17 protein-coding genes are annotated in these 22628 nt (G+C 60.7%); 14 read left to right on the top strand and 3 right to left on the bottom strand.

Translation table 11 applies throughout. From position 1 onward, the window contains the following. Window positions 1-11 precede the first annotated feature (11 nt). Window positions 12-266, bottom strand: a complete 255-nt coding sequence (locus KGA89_RS02100) for a hypothetical protein (protein ID WP_223470402.1) — start codon at window positions 264-266, stop codon at window positions 12-14. 471 nt (window positions 267-737) lie between these two features. Between KGA89_RS02100 and KGA89_RS02095 the strand changes: the two genes are divergently transcribed. The 12 genes from KGA89_RS02095 to KGA89_RS02040 all read left to right on the top strand — a co-directional run bounded on the left by KGA89_RS02095 (window position 738) and on the right by KGA89_RS02040 (window position 17357). Continuing rightward, window positions 738-2054, top strand: a complete 1317-nt coding sequence (locus KGA89_RS02095) for a nucleotide sugar dehydrogenase (protein ID WP_223470401.1) — start codon at window positions 738-740, stop codon at window positions 2052-2054. 100 nt (window positions 2055-2154) lie between these two features. Then, window positions 2155-3636, top strand: a complete 1482-nt coding sequence (gene alg8 / locus KGA89_RS02090; RefSeq protein WP_003205316.1) for a mannuronan synthase — start codon at window positions 2155-2157, stop codon at window positions 3634-3636. Between the two features lie 35 nt (window positions 3637-3671). Continuing rightward, the gene (locus KGA89_RS02085) at window positions 3672-4841 is read left to right on the top strand and encodes an alginate biosynthesis protein Alg44 (protein WP_028236669.1); all 1170 of its coding nucleotides are present in this window, start codon (window positions 3672-3674) and stop codon (window positions 4839-4841) included. A 15-nt stretch (window positions 4842-4856) separates the two neighbouring features. After that, on the top strand, window positions 4857-6341 hold the full coding sequence (gene algK / locus KGA89_RS02080; RefSeq protein ID WP_028236668.1) for an alginate biosynthesis TPR repeat lipoprotein AlgK: 1485 nt from the start codon (window positions 4857-4859) through the stop codon (window positions 6339-6341). Window positions 6342-6346: 5 nt separating this feature from the next. Further along, a complete protein-coding gene (locus tag KGA89_RS02075; RefSeq protein ID WP_028236667.1) occupies window positions 6347-7837 on the top strand; it encodes an alginate export family protein in 1491 nt (496 codons plus the stop codon). 26 nt (window positions 7838-7863) lie between these two features. After that, window positions 7864-9453, top strand: a complete 1590-nt coding sequence (gene algG / locus KGA89_RS02070; protein WP_053163312.1) for a mannuronan 5-epimerase AlgG — start codon at window positions 7864-7866, stop codon at window positions 9451-9453. An 11-nt stretch (window positions 9454-9464) separates the two neighbouring features. After that, entirely contained in the window at window positions 9465-10913 is a 1449-nt protein-coding gene (locus KGA89_RS02065) for an alginate O-acetyltransferase (protein WP_053163315.1), read from the top strand. A gap of 11 nt (window positions 10914-10924) precedes the next feature. Next, window positions 10925-12061: a mannuronate-specific alginate lyase gene (locus tag KGA89_RS02060; protein WP_053163264.1), complete on the top strand. Its 1137-nt coding sequence runs from the start codon at window positions 10925-10927 to the stop codon at window positions 12059-12061. Between the two features lie 194 nt (window positions 12062-12255). Then, entirely contained in the window at window positions 12256-13821 is a 1566-nt protein-coding gene (locus KGA89_RS02055; RefSeq protein WP_223470398.1) for an MBOAT family O-acyltransferase, read from the top strand. Between the two features lie 11 nt (window positions 13822-13832). Next, window positions 13833-15008 (top strand): alginate O-acetyltransferase, encoded by a 1176-nt coding sequence (locus KGA89_RS02050; RefSeq protein WP_223470397.1) that lies wholly within the window; start codon window positions 13833-13835, stop codon window positions 15006-15008. Between the two features lie 14 nt (window positions 15009-15022). Then, window positions 15023-15688 carry an alginate O-acetyltransferase AlgF gene (locus tag KGA89_RS02045; RefSeq protein WP_223470396.1) on the top strand — a complete coding sequence of 222 codons (666 nt, stop codon included), beginning with the start codon at window positions 15023-15025 and terminating at the stop codon, window positions 15686-15688. A 217-nt stretch (window positions 15689-15905) separates the two neighbouring features. Continuing rightward, entirely contained in the window at window positions 15906-17357 is a 1452-nt protein-coding gene (locus KGA89_RS02040) for a mannose-1-phosphate guanylyltransferase/mannose-6-phosphate isomerase (protein WP_223470395.1), read from the top strand. A 72-nt stretch (window positions 17358-17429) separates the two neighbouring features. Here the strand turns inward: KGA89_RS02040 and KGA89_RS02035 are convergent, their stop codons facing one another. Then, a complete protein-coding gene (locus KGA89_RS02035) occupies window positions 17430-20147 on the bottom strand; it encodes an RHS repeat domain-containing protein (RefSeq protein ID WP_223470425.1) in 2718 nt (905 codons plus the stop codon). 167 nt (window positions 20148-20314) lie between these two features. On the opposite strand from KGA89_RS02035, the gene KGA89_RS02030 reads away from it, so the two are divergent. Both KGA89_RS02030 and KGA89_RS02025 read left to right on the top strand, forming a co-directional pair. Next, the gene (locus KGA89_RS02030; RefSeq protein WP_223470394.1) at window positions 20315-20779 is read left to right on the top strand and encodes a multidrug transporter; all 465 of its coding nucleotides are present in this window, start codon (window positions 20315-20317) and stop codon (window positions 20777-20779) included. A 35-nt stretch (window positions 20780-20814) separates the two neighbouring features. Further along, window positions 20815-21639 carry an SDR family oxidoreductase gene (locus KGA89_RS02025; RefSeq protein ID WP_123350945.1) on the top strand — a complete coding sequence of 275 codons (825 nt, stop codon included), beginning with the start codon at window positions 20815-20817 and terminating at the stop codon, window positions 21637-21639. A gap of 118 nt (window positions 21640-21757) precedes the next feature. On the opposite strand, the gene KGA89_RS02020 is transcribed toward KGA89_RS02025, so the two are convergent. Next, window positions 21758-22621: an HlyD family secretion protein gene (locus KGA89_RS02020; protein WP_003205330.1), complete on the bottom strand. Its 864-nt coding sequence runs from the start codon at window positions 22619-22621 to the stop codon at window positions 21758-21760. Window positions 22622-22628: the final 7 nt, after the last annotated feature.

Raw genomic sequence — 22628 nt, 5'->3', positions numbered from 1 at the left:
CTTCGACAGTTTCATGGCGCCAATAAATCGCCCCACCCCTGCGCTAACTTTTCTTTCACTCGACACTCGTCAGTTTTTTGCGTAGTGGCACCGATTTTTTTCATCGGTAGTGGCACAAAACTATCTACCCCTCCTAACTCCCCATTAATAAAGGGCGAAACGGTAAGTGCCATCATATTGAGGGCAGTGCCATCTTCGATAATATTTCGAAAAATTTCGAAAATCGCGATGAGCGGATCGGAACTATGTGAAATTGCATGGCTCATACCATCCGTAACGATTCTCGGCGAGCGTGTACGAGATAACTTACAAAGGACGACGAACGGATTAACCAAGTTGTCACGACAACTTAGTGAAACCGTCGTCTAATTGGATCCACCCTTAAAGGATGGGAGATAAAGCACCATTACTATCCCCTACAAGGCCAAGGCTGCGCCCCTATAACGTGCTCACCCGAGCACACAAGCTTCTGATTTTGTGGGCTTTTTGCCAGGGATCGGAAGTGAAGGACCTTTGCACGAGCGTTCCCGATAACGAGGACTGGCTGCATAACAGGGCAGGTCATAACAACTAGGCCACATTGCGCACAACTTGAGTGCATTTATTTAGACACTCGGAACTTAGTATGCCTGCACACGGCATTGTGGCGCCTGCATTCCACACTTCCGAGTGCACTATGACCGCTGAACACTATTAACTCCGGCCATTTAATGGCGTGAAAAACAGAGGGAAATGCGATGCGCATTAGCATATTTGGTTTGGGTTACGTCGGTGCAGTATGTGCCGGTTGCCTGTCTGCACGGGGCCATGATGTAGTTGGCGTAGATGTCGCCAAAGACAAAATCGACATGATCAACGCCGGCAAATCGCCAATCGTTGAACCGGGTCTTGGCGAGCTATTGGCGCAAGGCATTCAAACAGGTCGACTGCGCGGTACCACCAACTTCGCCGAAGCCATTCGCGATACTGACCTGTCGATGATTTGTGTCGGTACACCGAGCAAGAAGAACGGCGACCTGGAACTGAACTACATCGAAGCCGTGTGTCGCGAGATCGGTTTTGTCCTGCGTGACAAGACCACCCGCCACACCATTGTGGTTCGTAGCACCGTATTGCCGGGCACTGTGGCAAACGTCGTCATCCCGATCCTGGAAGACTGCTCCGGCAAGAAAGCCGGCGTCGATTTCGGTGTCGCAGTCAACCCTGAGTTCCTGCGCGAAAGCACCGCGATCAAAGACTACGACCTGCCGCCGATGACCGTTATCGGTGAGTTCGACAAAGCCTCTGGCGACGTTCTGCAATCGCTGTACGAAGAGCTCGATGCGCCGATCATCCGCAAGGACATCGCCGTTGCCGAGATGATCAAGTACACCTGCAACGTGTGGCACGCCACCAAGGTGACCTTCGCCAACGAGATCGGCAACATCGCCAAGGCCGTCGGCGTCGATGGCCGTGAAGTGATGGACGTCGTCTGCCAGGACAAGACCCTGAACCTGTCCCAGTACTACATGCGCCCAGGCTTTGCCTTCGGCGGCTCCTGCCTGCCCAAGGACGTTCGCGCCCTGACCTACCGCGCCGGTTCCCTGGACGTGGACGCGCCGCTGCTCAACTCGCTGATGCGCAGCAACGAATCCCAGGTGCAGAACGCCTTCGACATCGTTTCCAGCCACGACAAGCGCAAAGTCGCCCTGCTGGGCCTGAGCTTCAAGGCCGGTACCGACGACCTGCGTGAAAGCCCACTGGTAGAACTGGCGGAAATGCTGATCGGCAAGGGTTTCGACCTGAAGATCTACGACAGCAACGTCGAATATGCCCGCGTCCACGGTGCGAACAAGGATTACATCGAGTCGAAGATTCCTCACGTCTCGTCCTTGCTCAACTCCGACTTCGACTCGGTGATCGACAGCTCCGACATCATCATCCTGGGCAACCGCGACGAGAAGTTCCGCGCGCTGACCGAGAACGTACCGGAAGGCAAGCAGGTCATCGACCTGGTCGGCTTCATGTCCAAGGCCACCAACCCGAGTGGCCGGACCGAAGGCATCTGCTGGTAAGTCTGTTTGCCGGCCGGGGCATGCCCCGGCCGGCCTTTCGCCTGCCTTAACCCATCGGGCCGCCCACAAGGCCCGCCCGAGATAGAGACGGATGCAGATTATGCACAGGCTAAAGCACGGCCTGCTTCAGGCCGCCGGTTGGCTGTTTTACTTGAGTTTATTGATGGGCATCGCCATGGCGCTGCCCACGTCCACGTTCGACTCCGAATCCAAGGACTTCATCTTCCTGATCGGCGCCGTGGGCATCTGGCGTTACTCCATGGGAGCAACGCATTTCGTGCGCGGCATGATCTTCCTGTACATCGTCTACCCGCACCTGCGCCGCAAGGTCCGCAAGCTGGGCAAGGCGGCGGATCCGTCCCATGTGTACCTGATGGTCACCAGCTTCCGGATCGATGCGCTGACCACCGCTCAGGTGTATGGCTCGGTGATTCGCGAGGCCATCGAATGCGGGCTGCCCACCACCGTGGTCTGCTCCATCGTGGAAATGTCCGACGAACTGCTGGTCAAGAGCCTCTGGGCCCGCATGAACCCGCCAGCGCGGGTCAAGCTGGACTTCGTGCGCATCCCTGGCACCGGCAAGCGCGACGGTCTGGCCTACGGTTTCCGCGCCATCTCCCGCCACTTGCCGGACGACCGTGCCGTGGTAGCGGTGATCGACGGCGACACCGTGCTCGCCGAAGGCGTCGTGCGCAAGACCGTGCCGTGGTTCCAGCTGTTCGGCAACGTCGGCGGCCTGACCACCAACGAGTTCTGCGAAGTGCGCGGCGGCTACATCATGAGCGAATGGCACAAGCTGCGTTTCGCCCAGCGTCACATCAACATGTGCTCCATGGCCTTGTCCAAGCGCGTGCTGACCATGACCGGCCGCATGTCGGTGTTCCGCGCCACCGTAGTCACCAACCCGGACTTCATCGCCGACGTGGAAAGCGACTCGCTGCAACACTGGCGCCTGGGTCGCTTCAAGTTCCTGACCGGCGATGACAAGTCGAGCTGGTTCAGCCTGATGCGCCTGGGCTACGACACGTTCTACGTGCCCGATGCAGCGATCAATACCGTCGAACACCCGCCGGAGAAGAGCTTCATCAAGGCCAGCCGCAAATTGATGTTCCGCTGGTACGGCAACAACCTGCGGCAGAACTCCCGGGCACTGGGCCTGGGTCTGCGCCGTCTGGGCCTGTTCACCTCGGTGGTGCTGTTCGACCAGCGTGTGTCGATGTGGACCTCGCTGCTGGGCCTGACCGTGGCACTGATCGCCAGCTTCAAGTACGGCACCGCGTTCATCCTGGTGTACCTGCTGTGGATCGGCATCACGCGGTTGATCCTGACCCTGTTGCTGTCGTGCTCCGGACACCGGATCGGCCCTGCCTACCCGGCGATTCTCTATTACAACCAGATCGTCGGTGCCCTGGTGAAGATCTACGTGTTCTTCCGCCTCGATCAACAGTCCTGGACCCGCCAGCCCACCCACCTGACCCGTGATCTCGCCAGCTTTCAACGTTGGTTCAACACTTGGTCGTCTCGGACCATGACCTTCTCCGCCGGCAGCATTTTTGTCGCCGTGCTGCTGACGATGGTCTGACCGGACTTGAATGAATTAACTAGGAAATCGCCCCTATGAACACCGCCGTGAATGTCAACGTAGTGCATGAATCCGAAGCCCAGCGCCAACACGCCCGGGTCAAAATCCCGGCCAAGCTGCGCTTCTTCGGTCCTGACCGTACGCCGATGGAAGTCAAGGTCCAGGACCTGTCCGCCGGTGGCCTGAGCTTCAACGCCGGCCAGATGCCCCTCAAGACCGGGGAGTCCTACAAAGGTCGCCTGCAGTTCGTCATCGACAACCTTGGCCTGGCCATGGACGTGGAATTGCAGATCCGTTCCTACGACCGCCAGACCGGCCGCACCGGTTGCCAGTTCCAGAACCTGGAGCCTCGGGACATCTCGACACTGCGTCACATCATCACCTCGCACCTGGCCGGCGACATCGTCGGTGTGGGCGATGTGCTGGCGACCCTGCAGCGCGATAACTTCACCAAGGCTCGCAAACAGAAAGACGAAAACGGTGGCATGAGTGCCTTCGGCCGCCTGCGCGCCGTGACCTTCAGCCTGGGCGTCTTCGTCGTTGGCTTGGCGGCGTTCGGTTTCGTCTTCAAGTCGGTGTACGGCATGTATTTCGTCAGCCACGCCCAGGCCGGCCTGGTGAATGTACCGGGCATGGCCATCACCATGCCGCGCGACGGCACTGTGCAGAGCCTGGTCAAGGCCGACGGCGTGGCCGCCAAGGGCGCCCCGCTGGCGACCTTCAGCACCAGCATGCTCGACGTGCTCAAGGGTCACCTGGACGACAACCAGTTGCAACCGGCCAAGGTCGAGGAGCTGTTCGGCAAGCAAATGACCGGCACCCTGACGTCGCCGTGCGACTGCATCGTGTCCCAGCAACTGGTTGCCAACGGCCAGTACGCCAGCAAGGGTGACGTGATCTTCCAACTGGTCCCACGGGGCACCGAGGCCAACGTCGAAGCGCGCTTCTCCTATCGCCAGTTCGGCGACGTGCGCCCAGGTACGCCAGTCAACTTCCAGGTCGCCGGCGAAGACACCACCCGTACCGGCAAGATCGTCAGCAGCACCAGCCTGAAAAGTGCCGACCTGTCCTCCGATATCCGTGTGCTGATCCAACCTGACGAACCTCTGGACAGCTCGCTGGCCGGCCGTCCGGTAGAAGTCACCAGCGACCGTGGCCCGAATCTGAACTGGCTGATCGACAAAGCCATGGCCGTCGGTATTTAAGTCGAGGATATGCCCGTGACCATTATAAAAATCCTGAACACCCCACAGACCCTGTGGGAGCGAGCTTGCTCGCAAAAGGATCAACGCGGTCAGGATGCTATGCCGCAAACTCGCTCCCACATGGGAACTCTGTGTGCCCTGGCACTGGCCGTCAGCCTGGCCGGTTGCGCCGGTCTGCCCGATCAACGCCTGGCCAATGAAGCCCTCAAGCGCGGCGACACGGCGCTGGCGCAGCAGAACTACCAGCAACTGGCCGACCTGGGCTACAGCGAGGCCCAGGTGGGCCTGGCTGACATCCAGGTGGATAGCCACGACCCCGAGCAGATGAAAAAAGCCGAGGCGACTTACCGCGCCGCGGCCGATATCTCGCCACGGGCCCAGGCTCGCCTGGGTCGCCTGCTGGTGGCCAAGCCCGGTTCCACTGAAGCGGAAAAACACGAAGCCGAAGGCCTGTTGAAGAAAGCCTTCGCCAACGGAGAAGGCAACACCCTGATCCCGCTGGCGATGCTGTACCTGCAATATCCCCACAGCTTCCCGAACGTCAACGCCCAGCAGCAGATCAGCCAATGGCGCAGCGCCGGTTACCCGGAAGCGGGCCTGGCGCAGATTCTGCTCTACCGCACCCAGGGCACCTACGACCAGCACCTGGACGAGGTCGAGAAGGTCTGCAAGGCCGCGCTGGCGACCACGGACATCTGCTACGTCGAACTGGCCACGGTCTATCAGAAACGCGGCCAGCCGGAACAGCAGGCCGCATTGCTCAAGCAGATGCAGGACGGTCACGCCCGTGGCGTCGTATCCGCCCAGCGCGTGGACAGCGTCGCCCGTGTCCTGGCCGATGCCAGCCTGGGCAAGACCGACGAAAAGACCGCCCAGTCGTTGCTCGAAGGCATTGCTCCTGGCTACCCCGCTGCCTGGGTCAGCCTGGCGCAACTGCTCTACGACTTCCCGGAACTGGGTGACGTCGACAAGATGATGCAGTACCTGGAAAACGGCCGCGCCGCCGACCAGCCGCGCGCCGAGCTGTTGCTGGGCAAGCTTTACTACGAAGGCAAGTGGGTCCCGGCCGATGCCAAGGTCGCCGAGGCGCATTTCCAGAAAGCCGTGGGCCGCGAAGTGGCTGCCGACTACTACCTCGGCCAGATCTATCGCCGCGGTTACCTGGGCCAGGTGTACTCGCAAAAAGCCCTGGACCACCTGCTCAAGGCCGCCCGCAACGGCCAGAACAGCGCCGACTTTGCCATTGCCCAGCTGTTCTCCCAGGGCAAGGGCACCAAGCCCAACCCGGTCAACGCCTATGTGTTCAGCCAGTTGGCCAAGGTGCAGAACACCCCGCAAGCCACCGAGCTTGCCCAAACCCTCGAAGCACAATTACCGCCGGAACAACTTGCACAAGCCCAACGCCTGCTACAACAAGAGCAGGCCATTCGCGGCGCTATGAGCCCCGATACGCTTGAACTGCAAGCCCTAAAAGAAGATGACGGCGAGGAACCTCTATGAAGCTTTTGAAGCTCAACCCTTTTGTGCAGGCTGGTATTGGCCTGTCGTTTGCCCTGCTGTGGTCCTGTCCGACCCTGGCGGCACTGACCGATAGCAAGAATTTCGGCCTGGAAGTGAAGATCACCGGACAGTCCGAAGATGACCGTGACCTCGGCACCCAGAGCGGTGGCGACGTCAACGGTGTCGGCCTGGACCTGCGTCCATGGGTCTACGGTGAAAGCGAAAGCGGCGCCTGGAGCGCCTATGCCATGGCCCAGGCCGTGACGTCCAGCGACATCATCGAGACCGACACCCTGCAGCAGTCCGATGGCAGCACCCAGCAAACCGACAGCGGTGACCGCGAAGCCAAGAAAAGCTACCTGGCCATGCGCGAGTTCTGGATTGGCTACCGCGGCCTGACCCCCTACCCGGGCGAGCAGTTGAAATTCGGTCGCCAGCGCCTGCGCAACGACGACGGCCAATGGCGCGACACCAACATCGAAGCCTTGAACTGGACCTTCGATACCACCTTGCTGCGGGCCAACCTCGGCGTGGCCGAACGGTTCAGCGAGTACCGTACCGACCTCAAGGAATTGTCCCCCAAGGACAAGGACCGCCTGCACGTCTATGGCGACGTGGGCTACCAGTGGATGCCAGGCCAGTGGGCCGGTATCCGCGCCCACCACTCCCATGACAATGGCAGCCTCGATTACCCGACCCCGGGCGAAGCCACCGACACCCTGGACAAGACCCAGAACGGCGACATCTCCTGGCTGGGCCTGGAAGCCAACAGCGATGCCTACAACTGGCGCAACACCAACACCGTCAACTACTGGGCCAGTATCACCGGCATGAGCGGCGAGCGCGACACCGTCAACCCGCTCAACGCCGACGGCACGCGCCCGACAGAAGCCAAGCACAGCGATGACGTGGACGGCTGGGCCACTGACCTGGGTATCCGCCTGCGTCTGGACCCGCAATGGCAAGTCGGTGCGGCCTATGCCCGCGCCAGCGATGAGTACCAACAGAACGGCCTGCAAAGCAACCGCTCGAACTTCACCGGCACCCGCTCGCGCGTGCACCGTTTCGGCGAAGCGTTCCGTGGCGAAATGGCCAACACCCAGAGCGCCAGCCTGTTCGGCTCCTGGCAACTGCGTGACGAATACGACGCCAGCCTTGTGTACCACAAGTTCTGGCGCGTGGACGGCAACAAGCCAGTGGGCAGCAACGGTATCAACGCCGTGGAAAACAACACCGACGACGTGACCGGCGCGATTCTGTCCACCTCGTCCCTGCCGCTGAATGATGGCGAAAAGGACCTGGGCCAGGAAGTCGATCTGGTCGTCACCAAATACTTCAAGCAAGGCCTGCTACCGGCCGCGCTGAGTCAATCCATTGATGAGCCGTCGGCGCTGGTGCGCTTTCGTGGCGGCGTGTTCAAGCCAGGCGACGCCTACGGCAAAGAGGTCGATTCGTACATGCATCGCGCCTTTGTCGACGTGATCTGGCGCTTCTGATGCGAATGGCCATGGGAGTGCCCGAAATGAACCGCTACCTCAGGAACAGCCAGGCGATGAAAGGTTCGATCAGCCTGTTGGTCGCAGCGATGCTGCTGGCCGGCTCGCCGGCGTTCGCCAACGTTGAACCGGTGGTCAAGCCGGGCAACGTGGCCAAGGGCCTGCAACGGGCCAAGACCTACACCGTCAACAGTGCACCGACCGCGCCACTGGAGCTGGCCAAGCCAACCTTGCCCGACCTCTCCGGCTACACCGCCGAAGCGGTCGCGGCAAAAATTGTCCGCACCAAGCCCGGCAAGGTCAGTGTGCGCCGGATGATGCAGGAAAACGCCTTGAAGGACTTCATCGGCGGCGACAACAAGATGGCCGAGTGGGTCGTGCGTCAGCACGGCATCCCACAGGCCATCTTCGTCGACGATGGCTACATGAATCTCAAGGACCTGGCCAAGAAACAGCCCAAGTACGTCATCGAAACTTCGCCAGGTGTCTACCTGGCGAAGATTCCGATCGTGGTCGGTCAGAAAGGCATCCTGGAAATCGACAAACAGACCCAGGAACTGCGCCTGTCCCAGGAAGGCGGCGCATTCCTGGTCAACGATGGTCATATGTTCATCCGCGACACCAAGGTCACCGGCTGGCGTGAAAAGGACAACGGCCCTGCGACCTTCCGTTCACCCAAGGAATTCCGTCCGTTCCTGCTGGCCTGGGGTGGCACCGAGACCTACATCGTCAACACCAAGATGGCGAGTTTCGGCTACTCCAACAGTAAGTCGTACGGGGTGAGTATTTCCCAGTACACGCCGAACATGGCCAAGGTCCTCAAACGCCCGGAACCGACCGGTTGGATCATCGGTTCCGAGTTTTCGGACATGTGGTACGGCTTCTACTGCTACGAAACCCGCGACTTCGTGGTCAAGAGCAACACCTACAAAGACAACATTGTCTACGGCATCGACCCCCACGACCGTTCCCATCGGCTGGTCATCGCCGACAACACCGTCTACGGGACCAAGAAGAAGCACGGGATCATTATTTCCCGTGAGGTCAACGACAGCTTCATTTTCAACAACCGCAGCTATGACAACAAACTCTCGGGCCTGGTGATCGACCGTAACAGCGTGAACAACCTGATCGCCTACAACGAGATCTACAAGAACCACACCGACGGCATCACGCTCTATGAGAGTGCTGACAACCTGTTGTGGGCCAACAAGGTGATCAGCAACCGCCGCCACGGCATCCGTATTCGTAACAGCGTGAACATTCGCCTCTACGAAAACGTGTCCATGGCCAACGGCCTGACCGGTATCTACGGTCACATCAAGGACCTGTCCGATACCGACCGTGACATCAAGCTCGACCCGTTCGACGCCGAAGTCTCGCTGATCGTGGTCGGCGGCGAACTGGCTGCCAATGGCAGCGGCCCGCTGTCCATCGACTCGCCGTTGAGCGTCGAGCTGTACCGCGTGTCCATGCTCGCGCCGACCAAATCCAGCGGCATCAGCTTCACGGGAATCCTTGGCGAGCGCCAGGATGAAATTCTCGACCTGCTGGTGCGCCAGCAGAAAGCCGTGCTGATCGACCCCGTCGAACGCCAGACCGAAATGCGGGACTGAGGATGACCTTTATGAACCCAAAGATGATCAAACTCCTGGGCCTGTCCGCCCTGACTGCCGGCATTCTCGCCGCCGCAAGCGGCGCTCGCGCCGATGAAATCAAGGCACCGAGCTTCACCGCCGAGCCATGCTGCAACCTGTGCCCTGAAGCCCACGACGCGAAGAACTACACCACGCGCTACCAGCAGAACTTCACCACGCTGGTGCAGGCCCAGGGCGACTGGTTGTTCCGAACCCAGGAAGACCTGCGGACCGAATTCAACACCACCCCGGCCGGCTACAAGCGCCTGCAGCAGTTGCACGATGCGTTCAAGGCAAAAGGTGTCGAGCTGGTGCTCGTCTACCAGCCAACCCGGGGCCTGGTGAACCGCAACAAGCTCAACCCACAGGAAAAGGCCGCTTTCGACTACGAGAAAGCCCTGACCAACTACAAATCCATGCTCGGCCGTTTCGCCCAGATGGGTTACGTGGTGCCGGACCTGTCGCCGCTGACCAACGAAAGCCTGCCCGAAACCCTGCCGGCCCACGATTTCTATTTCCGTGGCGACCAGCACTGGACGCCATACGGCGCCCAGCGCACCGCCAAGATCGTCGCCGAGAAGGTCAAGCAGATCCCGGCCTTCGCCGACATTCCCAAGCGTGAGTTCGAGACCAAGAAGTCCGGCCGCATGGGCAAGACCGGCACCCTGCACAACATGGCCGGGCAGCTGTGCGGCACCAGCTATGCGATCCAGTACATGGACCAGTTCACCACCGAGCCTAAGGGCGAGGCTGGCGACGGCGACCTGTTCAGCGATTCCGGCAACCCGCAGATCACCCTCGTGGGCACCAGTCACAGCGGCAAGAACTACAACTTCGCAGGCTTCCTGGAAGAGGCCATCGGCGCCGACATCCTCAACGTAGCCTTCCCCGGCGGCGGTTTCGAGGGCGCGATGATCCAGTACCTGGGCAGCGAAGAGTTCCAGAAGAACCCGCCGAAAATCCTCATCTGGGAATTCTCGCCGCTGTATCGCCTGGACCAGGAAACCATCTATCGCCAGATGATGGCGCTGCTGGACAACAACGGTTGCGAAGGCAAGCCGGCATTGATGAGCAGCAAGACCGCGCTCAAGCCGGGCAAGAACGAATTGATGGTCAATAGCAAGAACATGGATCTGCGTAACGGCAGCCACCAGGTCGACATCCGCTTCGCCGACACCTCGGTGAAAACCTTGCAAGCCACCCTCTGGTACATGAATGGGCGCCACGAGGATATCAAGATCGAAAAACCGGATACCTCCGAAACCGACGGACGTTTCGCCTTCCAGCTGCGCACCGACGAGGACTGGGCTTCGCAAAACCTTCTGGCTGTTGAAGTCCAGGGCCCCGAAGCCGGTAAAGAGCCGCAGCAGATCGAAGCGAAAATCTGTAAACGCAACGCATCTCCGCAAGCCGAACAAACGGCTCAAATCGGACAATGAGGTCTCGTCTCATGACCAGTACCACGCGCACCCGAACGTTGAAAACGCTGCTGGCGCCCTCCCTGCTGACCCTGGCGATGTTCGCCGGGGCCACGCAGGCGGCGGCCCCGCTGCGCCCGCCACAGGGTTACTTCGCCCCGATCGAAAAGGTCAAGGCCGGCGAAGCGGCCCAAGGCTGCGACGCCACACCGACGCCCTACACCGGCTCCCTGCAATTTCGCAGCAAGTACGAGGGCTCCGACAAGGCCCGTGCAACCCTGAACGTGCAATCGGAAAAAGCCTTCCGCGACAGCACCGCCGACATCACCAAGATCGAGCGCGGCGTCAGCAAGCAAGTGATGCAATTCATGCGTGACGGCCGTCCCGAACAATTGGAATGCACCCTCAACTGGCTGACCGCGTGGGCCCAGGCCGATGCGCTGATGTCCAAGGACTTCAACCACACCGGCAAGTCCATGCGCAAATGGGCGCTGGGCAGCATGGCTTCGGCCTATGTGCGCCTGAAGTTTTCCGAGTCCCGCCCACTGGCCAATCACCCGGAGCAGGCGCAACTGATCGAAGGCTGGTTCAGCCGGATGGCCGATCAGGTGGTCAGCGACTGGGACAACCTGCCGCTGGACAAGACCAACAACCACTCCTACTGGGCCGCCTGGTCGGTGATGGCCACCTCCGTGGCAACCAACCGCCGCGACTTGTTCGACTGGGCCGTCAAGGAATACAAGGTCGGCGTCAACCAGGTCGATGCCGACGGTTTCCTGCCCAACGAACTCAAGCGCAAGCAACGCGCCCTGTCCTACCACAACTATGCCCTGCCGCCACTGGCGATGATCGCCAGTTTCGCCCAGGTCAATGGTGTGGACCTGCGCCAGGAAAACAACGGCGCCCTCAAGCGCTTGGGTGACCGGGTGCTGGCCGGGGTCGAAGACCCGGACATCTTCAAAGAGAAGAATGGCGACAAGCAGGACATGAAGGACCTGAAGGTCGACTCGAAATTCGCCTGGCTCGAACCGTTCTGCAGCCTCTACACCTGCAGCGAGGATGTACTGGAGCGCAAGCATGAGATGCAACCGTTCAAGACCTTCCGCCTCGGCGGTGACTTGACCCGGGTGTACGACCCTTCGCGGGAGAAAGGCGAAAAAGGAAGCTGATTCACCGCTGATCATTCCCACGCTCTGCGTGGGAATGCAGCCCGGGACGCTCTGCGTCCCACAAAGCCGAACGCGGAGCGTCCGTAGAGGCATTCCCACGCAGAGCGTGGGAACGATCATCACCCCTCTTTTTCATTGGGGGGGTTTGGGGGGGCTCTGGCCCTTGACTGTTGATTCAACATGGAGAGATCGGGATGGTATTTTCATCCAATGTGTTCCTGTTTCTGTTCTTGCCGATCTTTCTCGGCTTGTACTACTTGAGCGGGCAACGCTATCGCAACCTGCTGCTGCTGATCGCCAGCTACGTGTTCTATGCCTGGTGGCGGGTGGACTTCCTGGCGCTGTTCGCCGGCGTCACCCTGTGGAACTACTGGATCGGCCTGAAAGTCGGCGCCGCCGGTGTGCGCACCAAACCGGCCCAGCGTTGGCTGTTGCTCGGCGTGGCGGTGGACTTGTGCATCCTGGGTTACTTCAAGTACGCCAACTTCGGCGTGGACAGCCTCAACGCGATCATGACCAGCTTCGGTCTCGAACCGTTCATCCTGACCCACGTGCTGTTGCCGATCGGGATCTCGTTCTACATCTTCGAGTCCATCAGCTACATCATCGACGTCTATCGCGGTGACACCCCGGCGACCCGCAACCTGATCGACTTCGCGGCGTTCGTGGCCATTTTCCCGCACCTGATCGCCGGCCCCGTGTTGCGTTTCCGCGACCTGGCCGACCAGTTCAACAACCGTACCCACACGTTGGACAAGTTCTCCGAAGGCTGCACCCGCTTCATGCAGGGCTTCATCAAGAAAGTGTTCATCGCCGACACCCTGGCGGTGGTGGCCGACCATTGCTTCGCCTTGCAGAACCCGACCACGGGCGATGCCTGGCTCGGCGCGCTGGCCTACACCGCGCAGCTGTACTTCGACTTCTCCGGCTACAGCGACATGGCCATCGGCCTGGGCCTGATGATGGGTTTCCGTTTCATGGAAAACTTCAAGCAACCCTACATCAGCCAGTCGATCACCGAGTTCTGGCGTCGCTGGCACATCAGCCTGTCCACCTGGCTGCGCGACTACCTCTACATCACCCTGGGCGGTAACCGCAAAGGCACGCTGATGACCTATCGCAACCTGTTCCTGACCATGCTGCTCGGTGGTCTGTGGCACGGCGCGAACTTCACCTACATCATCTGGGGTGCCTGGCACGGCATGTGGCTGGCCATCGAAAAAGCCGTGGGCATCAACACCACGCCACGCAGCATCAACCCGATCCGCTGGGCGCTGACCTTCCTGCTGGTGGTGATGGGCTGGGTAATTTTCCGCTCCGAGAACCTGCATGTGGCCGGCCGCATGTACGGCGCCATGTTCAGCTTCGGCGACTGGTCGCTGTCGGAGCTGACCCGCGCCAACCTCACCGGCCTGCAGATCGCCACGCTGGTGGTGGCCTACATCACCCTCGCCTTCTTCGGCCTGCGGGACTTCTACACCAACCGTCCGCCGGTCAAGACCAAGCCTGAGGTCAATACCGAGGCCAACGGCCCTGCCACCGCACAGCCGGGGATGATCAAGGCCGTACCGGGTGACAATCCATCGACGATCCATGAACCAGGCTACACCGTAGGTGTCGAAGCCCAGGTGCAACCGGCCTACTGGACCGTGGACTGGTCACGCTATGTGATGCGCACCCTGGTGCTGCTGTTGTTCATCGCCTCGATTCTCAAACTCTCGGCGCAAAGCTTCTCGCCGTTCCTTTACTTCCAGTTCTGAGGGATCTGAACATGACCCGCTCATTACGCATCTTTTACATCGCACTGTTCATGCTGATCCTGACAGCATTGGGCCTGTGGTCGATGCGCAGTTTCTTCGGCTTCAGCACCAACCCCGACGCCACCGTGCTCAACGGGCGCTGGGCCAAGGCCGTGGAAACGCACTACGACGATCAGTTCCCGATCAAGCGCCTGGGCACCAACATCTGGGCTGCGCTGGACTACAAGCTGTTCAACGAAGGCCGCAAAGGCGTGGTCCTGGGCCGCGACCAGTGGCTGTACAGCGACGAAGAGTTCAACCCGATCGTCAACGAAGAGCTGAACCTGCAAGGCAACTACGCGCTGGTCGAAGGCGTGCGCCAGAAGCTCAAGGAACAAGGCGTGACCCTGGTCATGGCGATCGTGCCGGCCAAGGCGCGGCTGTACCCCGAGCACCTGGGTGACGTGAAGCCATCGAGCATTCACGCCAACCTCTACCAGGATTTCCATGCTCGCGTGGCGGCCGACAAGATCCTCGCGCCGGACCTGCTCGGCCCGCTGCAACAGGCCAAGCAAGGCGGCCAGCAAGTGTTCCTGCGCACCGACACTCACTGGACTCCGGAAGGTGCTCAGGTCGCTGCCGAGAACCTGGCCAAGGCCATTGCCGAAGGCACACCGCTCAACGGTGAGCCGCAACGCTTCGTCACGGAACCTGCGGAGAAAATCACCCACAAGGGTGACCTGCGCCAGTTCCTGCCCCTGGACCCGCTGTTCGAAAACCTGATGCCAGCCCAGGAGCCGCTGGTCAAGCGCAACACCCGCGAAGCCGACGACAAGCCGGCCGGCGACGACGCATTGTTCGCCGACGCCCAGGTGCCCGTGGCCCTGATAGGCACCAGCTACAGCGCCAACCCCAACTGGAACTTCGTCGGTGCACTCAAGCAAGCCCTGCACAGCGATGTCGTCAACTACGCCGAAGACGGCCATGGCCCGATTCTGCCGATGCTCAGCTACCTCAAGAGCGACGCCTTCAAGAACAGCCCGCCACAGGTGCTGATCTGGGAGTTCCCTGAACGTTATCTGCCCGTGAACAACGAAATCGGCGACGCAGACCCACAGTGGGTCGCAGAGCTCAAGCAAACCGGCGCGCGCCAACAGAACGTAGCCGCCAACACCCCATCCGAGACGCCCGACCGGGCGCAAAACTGAAAGAGAGGTCCACCATGACTTTCAACACTACTCCTCGCCGTCTCGCTGCTCGCTCCTTCAAGGTCGTTGCACTCGTCGCCAGCATGAGCGCCCTCTCACTGTCAGCCTTTGCCGGTGACGCGGCCCTGTACGGCCCGGTCGCGCCAAAAGGCTCGAGCTTCGTGCGGGTGTACAACGCCGCCAACGCCGAAGTCAGCGCAACCGTCGGCAGCACCAACATCAGCGACGTAGCTCCCTTGGCCAGCAGCGACTTCAGCTTCATGCCCGGTGGCGACTACAGCGCCAAGGTCGGCAGCCAGACCGTGCCGGTGAAACTGGCTTCCGATCACTATTACACCTTGGTCAACAACGCCAGCGGCCAGCCGCAACTGATCGAAGAGCCGCCGTTCAAGAACAAGCAGAAGTCCCTGGTCCGCGTACAGAACCTGAGCGACAAGGCACTGACCCTCAAGACTGCCGACGGCAAGACCGAAGTGGTGCCGAACGTGGCCGCCAAGGGCCGTGGCGAGCGTGAAATCAACCCGGTGAAAGTGTCCCTGGCGCTGTTCGAAGGCGACAAGAAAGTCGGCGACCTCAAGCCCGTGGCCCTGGAGCGCGGCGAAGCAGCCGTGCTGTACGTCACAGGTTCAGGCAGCAGCCTGTCGCCAGTGTGGGTCAAACGCCCAGTGTCGACCCGCTGATGAATTCACTTGATTGACGTTGTACCCCTGTGGGAGCGGGCTTGCTCGCGAATACGGTCTCACATTCAACATTGATGTTGGCTGAAGCACCACTTTCGCGAGCAAGCCCGCTCCCACCCTGAATCGGGGTGTCAGTCGGGTACGGAACAAGAACAAGAGAGTGAAACGACAGAACGCAGTAGCTCTAACAACCATTTCGCTTCAAGGAGTAACAAACATGATTCCGGTGATCTTGTCAGGTGGTAGTGGCTCACGTCTTTGGCCGCTTTCGCGCAAGCAATTCCCTAAACAGTTCCTGGCCCTGACCGGTGAACACACCCTGTTCCAGCAGACCCTCGAGCGCCTGGTGTTCGAAGGCATGGACACGCCGATCGTGGTCTGCAACACAGACCACCGTTTCATCGTCAACGAACAGTTGACCAACCGTAATCTCGAAGCCCAGCGCATCCTGATGGAACCGTTCGGGCGCAACACCGCACCGGCCGTGGCGCTGACCGCGATGATGCTGGTCAACGAAGGCCGCGACGAGCTGATGCTGGTGCTGCCGGCCGACCACGTGCTGGAAGACCAGAAAGCCCTGCAACGCGCCCTGGCCCTGGCCACCGTGGCCGCCGAGCGTGGCGAAATGGTGCTGTTCGGCGTACCGGCCACAAAACCGGAAACCGGCTACGGCTACATCAAATCGACCAACGACGCGCTGCTGCCTGAAGGCGTGAGCCGCGTTTCGCACTTCGTCGAAAAACCCGACGTCAAGCGCGCCACCGAGTTCGTCGAGGCCGGCGGTTACTTCTGGAACAGCGGCATGTTCCTGTTCCGCGCCAGCCGTTTCCTCGAAGAGCTGAAAAAGCACGATCCGGACATCTACGACACCTGCCTGCTGACCCTGGAGCGCAGTGAGCAGACGGCCGACACCATTACTTTCGACGAAGCCACCTTCGCCTGCTGCCCGGACAACTCCATCGACTACGCCGTGATGGAAAAAACCCAGCGCGCCTGCGTGGTGCCACTGTCGGCGGGTTGGAGCGATGTCGGCTGCTGGTCGTCGCTGTGGGAAGTCAACCCCAAGGATGCCAACGGCAACGTCACCAAAGGCGACGTGGTCGTCCAGGACAGCCGCAACTGCATGATCCACGGCAACGGCAAGCTGGTGTCGGTGATCGGCCTGGACAACATCGTGGTGGTCGAAACCAAGGACGCCATGATGATCGCCCACAAGGACAAGGTCCAAGGCGTCAAGCAGATGGTCAACACCCTCAACGCACAGGGCCGCACCGAGACCCAGAACCACTGCGAGGTCTATCGTCCTTGGGGCTCCTATGACTCGGTGGACATGGGCGGTCGTTTCCAGGTCAAGCACATCTCGGTCAAGCCGGGCGCGTGCCTGTCGCTGCAGATGCACCACCACCGCGCCGAACACTGGATCGTGGTCAGCGGCACCGCCGAAGTGACCTGCGACGAGAACGTGTTCCTGCTCTGCGAAAACCAGTCGACCTACATCCCGATCGCGTCGGTCCACCGCCTGCGCAACCCGGGCAAGATCCCACTGGAAATCATCGAAGTGCAGTCCGGCAGCTACCTGGGCGAAGACGACATCGAGCGTTTCGAAGACATCTACGGTCGCTCCACCCCGATCGAACGCGGCGTGTCGGTGAAGACCATCGCGCAGTAACGATCAGCAGAACAAGAAGCCCCCATCCAGCCCACTGCGTCCCCTATCCGCAGCGGGCTGGGTGGGGGCTTTTTATTGATTGACCACTCTCTTGGCATCAAACTTTTCGGCAATCCTGGCCGAGCGCGGATTGACAGCGTCCGTTCTGATTTTTCTGATATCCGCTCCCTTCGAAATCGCCTTGATTGCGCGCACCGTCAAGAATGTACCCACTCCCTTCAGAATCGGCAGTCGCGCCACTGAGGTGGCCTCTGCCAGCGCCTCTTTTTTCAACGTTCCGTCACCCTGGGTTTCAGGATGGACGACCACTTGCACAACATCCACTTCCGTTTTTCCCTCGGAAGTAAACATGTTCAGTTCAGCCAGACCATAAATGTGCCGCTCCTCGGGCGATTTCAACTTGTCGGATTTTTTCATGACTGCGAAAAAGCGCCGCTCAACGACGAAGTCAGGGTGTCTGTGCAAAGCGTCCGGATCGTTCGGCTCGTCCACAAATACGTCATTGGCACTGCGCAACATATAACCGGAAATGCTTGCCCCCAGACCGAAGTTTGAAGGCTGCCCAACGACCTTCGAACGCGCCGTTTCGCTGGAGAGGGTTTTATAGCGTTGCTTGTAGTGTTGAAGATTCTGTTTGACCTCATCTCCTCCCACCAGATAATCATTGAATGCGCCGACCTCCACCACTTTGAAGTCGTTCACTTCACTGTACTTTCCCGTGGCTTGCTTAAACACGCTAACCCGGCTCGTAAGCGCTGCCCCTGTGAGCTTGAGTCGATTCTTCAAGCCCATTTCAATTTCGTACTTTCCAGTCTTGTTAAGCCCGTCGGCGTCCCGAAAAGTCAGTGGGTTATTGCTCACCATCGCGTACAGGTTCAGCCCATCGATATCTCCTGCGGGGTCTGGATTGAGCCAGCGCTGCAAGCCAGGCATGTAGTAGCGATAGCCGTAATAATAGAACCCCGTCGCATCCCGTTCCTTCCCCGAATAACGAACCGTCTTGTAACTGACCTCGACCCCGTCAGCCCCCGCCAGGTACGCGGTCTCGCCGAAGGGATAGAAGTGCTCCCGGCTGATGATTCGCCCGTCCTGGCCAAGCTCCAGGCTGGTCGAGCCCAGATGGTCGGTAAAACTGTATCGATAGAGGTCATTGGCCCCCGCAGGTGGTGGGCTTTCCCAGTGCAATATCCGAACGCTGTTGAGCCCACCCTGGGCGGTGATGACCTGGAGTAACTCTCCGGTGCTGCTGTCGGCACGCAACTGCAGGCCCGGCAAATAACGCACCTCGGCGGCCAAGCTGCGGGCGCCGGTTTGCAGCGATCGCAGCTTGCGCACACGTTGCCCACCGCCGTCGTAGGCATACACTTCACTGTCGTCAAGCCCCGAGTCGCGTTCAATGGACGTGACCGAACTCAACTGGTTGCGCAAGTCCCAGACCAGGAACCGTCCCGCGTACAGTTCCAAGCAGTTGCCCCGCGCATCGAACGCCGCAGCGATTTCGTCCTCCGTGGGCGGCACACCATTACGGTACGGCAAGCAGCGATTGCTATAGCGAGCCGCTTGGATTTCCCGACCATGGTTTTGTGCCCCGACGTGAACCAGCGTCAACAGATTGCCGCCTTCGTCGTAGCGGTAGGTCTGTTGGTAATTGCTGACCGCCGCCGGGTCGTTCTGCCTCAGCGAGTCGGGCCCTTGGTTCGCCGAGCCCGCCTCCCAACCGGTGGCTTTGATCAGTTGATAGAGACTGTCGTAGACAAAGCGGCTGATCGGGTCGATGCGCTGGTTGGCAAAGTAGCGGACCGCCAGGGCTGCGTCCTCGATGCTCAACACGTTGCCCATCGGGTCATAAACGTAGCGCAAGTGTTGCAGTGCCTGGCCGGAACGCAGGGCTTGGCGCTCTGCCAGGCGTCCGTCTTCAGGGCTGTAGATAAGGGTGGTTTTCACGCCGTTGCCGGCTGTTTCTCCCTCGATCTGTCCAAGGGCATCGTAGCGAATATCACTCACCAGCGTCTGCCAATCGCCCTGCCCCGCCAATAGCAGTTGGCTGCCGGACAGCCGGCCATCGAGCGTAAGGCGTTGGCGTTGGCGATTTCCCCGGGCGTCGACTCGCTCCAGCACGTCTCTCAGCGGGCCGACGCGCCACGTCGAAACGGCACCGCTTCCAGGTTCAAGGAGTTGTTCGCGATCGGGTTCCGGCCCCGGCCAATCGGGCAAAGCCGCATCGAGGATGTAACGGCGGTCCTGCATGAGGTTTTGCCCGGTCAAGGCAAACGACGCCAGCAACAGCACACCCGCCGTATCGTCGTGCCGAATCAACTGCCCATACTGATTTTGGTCCTGATCGCCCTGGCCCGGATATCCGTAGGTCATGCGCTCGGTACACCGACGCGGCATCCCATCACCTTGCTCGAACACCGCCACGGGGCGAAGCGATTCGTCGTAGAGCACATCGCGCTGCGCCCCTCGACTGTCCCAGCCCAGCAGTCCTTCCTCGGCGAGCCCCGGCAGATCGGTCTGCCGGCCGGCATCGACGCTGTCTGTGCGCAGCGTGACGCCGGACAACGAATAAATCGCCGAAAGGTTGCTGGGCGCCAATTCGTCACTGTCCTGCATGGCCCACAACCGCGGATCCCACTGTTTCACCGCGCGCCCGGCGAGGTCAAGGAGGCTGCGGTTGATACGCCGCTGCGCGGGGCCGTTCTCCAGGCTGCGGCAGTATTCGAGCGAACGAACCGGCCTACTTCGCGAGTCGACGGCTATCAACGTCGGCGTTCGATAATCCATGCCCATCTGTAGGAACCCGTGTAGTGCCAGGGTATCGCGGTCCATCTAACCAACGAGTCTGCAAGGCTGCCAACTGTCAGATATGACAGTGACGACCGACGGTGCAGGATCGGTGAATATCCATCGCCCCCTCCCTTCGGTAGGATGTGGCAACGGGAACGGAGGCTTCCACCATGCTTATCGGCGTCTTGCTGGTCATCACCTGGCTCATCCTGCTGTTGCGCTACCCGGCCAGGGCCTTGCCGGTTTCCCTGGCGGCGTTCATCGGGCTGGGACTGGTCGCTGCGTGGGTGCTCTGGCAGGAAAACCGCGAGACCCGGCAATTGGAGCGCCTGGAAATGCGCATCACCTATGCCCCCGGACAATGCCCCGCCGACCGACCGCTGTCGCTGAACCTGAAAAACACCAATGACGTGCCACTGATCGAACTGCGCTGGCAGGTCGCGGCCTACGCGCCTGGCGACACCATCAACCTGGCCGACACCCCCTACGATGCACCGCGCTACCGAGGCCCCGGCCAATTGCAGGCCGGCGTTGACTGGCAAGATTGCCTGCCGCTGCCGCCCCTGCGTCCGGGTTATCGCCCGCAAACCCTGGAGTTTCGCGCCGAGCGATTGCACGGTAGCTTTTCCAACTGATTGCTCTCCCCCCACTTTTGCACAAGGAATGCGCCATGCCTGTTGCGCTGATTACCGGATGTTCCAGCGGCATTGGCCGCGCCCTCGCCGACGCCTTCAAGACTGCGGGTTATCAGGTCTGGGCCACGGCGCGCAAGGTTGAAGACGTAGCGACACTCAGCACCGCCGGGTTCACCGCCGTGCAACTGGACGTCAACGACGGCCAGGCCCTGGAACAACTCAACGAACGGATCAACCAGCAGCATGGCGGCCTGGATTTGCTGGTCAACAACGCAGGCTACGGCGCCATGGGCCCGTTGCTCGACGGCGGCGTGCCGGCCATGCAGCGTCAGTTCGAAACCAACGTGTTCGCCATCGTCGGGGTCACCCGGGCGCTGTTCCCGGTGTTGCGCCGGGCCAGGGGGCTGGTGGTGAACATCGGCAGCGTTTCCGGGGTGCTGGTCACGCCGTTTGCCGGGGCCTACTGCGCCTCGAAGGCGGCGGTGCATGCCTTGAGCGATGCCTTGCGCATGGAACTGGCGCCGTTCGGCATCCGCGTGATGGAGGTACAACCCGGCGCCATTGCCTCCAGCTTTGCCAAGAATGCCGGCCATGAAGCCGAACAACTGATCAGCGAACAATCGCCCTGGTGGCCCCTGCGCGACGGCATCCGCGCCCGGGCCAAGGCCTCCCAGGACAACCCGACCCCGGCCCCCGAATTCGCCGCCGCGCTGCTCAAGGCGGTTCAACAACCCAAGCCTCCTCGCTTGCTGCGTCTGGGCAATGGCAGCCGGGCATTGCCATTGATGGCCGGCTTGCTGCCCAAGGGGTTGCTGGAAAAAGGGTTGATGAAGCGGTTTGGGTTGGGTGGGTCGCTTTGATAAATAGCGGCCACCCTGAAAACTGTGGGAGCGAGCCTGCTCGCGAAGACACCGGCACAGTCAACATCTTTGCAAACTGACCCACCGCTTTCGCGAGCAAGCTCGCTCCCACAAGGGGTCAGCGCTTGTCGTGGGGTTCTACCACCACCGTACAAGTCATCCCCGCCGCCAGCAGCACCCCGTCGGGCACTTCGTCGAGATGGATGCGCACCGGCACCCGCTGGGCCAGGCGAACCCAGTTGAAAGTCGGGTTCACGTCGGCGATCAGTTCGCGGCTTTCGGGGTTGTCCCGGTCGTAGATGCCGCGGGAGATGCTTTCCACATGCCCCTTGAGCATCTCACCGCTCATCAACTGCAACTGCGCTGAATCGCCGACCCGCACCTTGGGCAATTTGGTCTCTTCGAAGAAGCCGTAGACCCAGAACGAATTCATGTCCACCACGGCCATCTTCGCCTCGCCGATGCGGGCGTAGTCGCCACGGTGCACGTTGAGGTTGGTGACGTAGCCATCCACCGCCGCGCGGACTTCGGTGCGCGACAGGTTCAGCTCCGCGGCTTCCAATTGCGCCTGGGCCTGCTGATAATCGGCCAGGGCCGAGTCGGCGATGTTGCTGGCGTCGTCGCGGTTTTCCCGGGAGATCACCAGGCTATCCAGGTCGGCACGCCGATGGGCGTTGACCTTGCGCATCTCCCAAGTGGCCTTGCGTGACGCCACCAGGGAGCGAGCCTGCTTCACGGCGATGCGGTAATGCTCAGGATCGATGCGCATCAACAGGTCGCCCTTTTTCACCGATTGGTTGTCGCGCACCGGCACTTCGACCACCTCGCCGCTGACATCGGCGGCCACATTGATGATATCGGCCCGCACCCGGCCATCGCGAGTCCAGGGCTCGTTCATGTAATGGACCCACAACGTACGGCCGATCCACAGCGCCAGGGCCAGAACCAACAGCGTCGCCAGCAGGCTGAAAAACTTTCTCATCGCATCG

Origin of the sequence: Pseudomonas sp. A-RE-22, from assembly GCF_019956035.1 — a bacterium.
Classification (GTDB): Bacteria; Pseudomonadota; Gammaproteobacteria; order Pseudomonadales; family Pseudomonadaceae; genus Aquipseudomonas; species Aquipseudomonas brassicacearum.
Note: the sequence above shows the minus strand (reverse complement) of the source record. Positions and strands in the feature narration are given on the sequence as shown.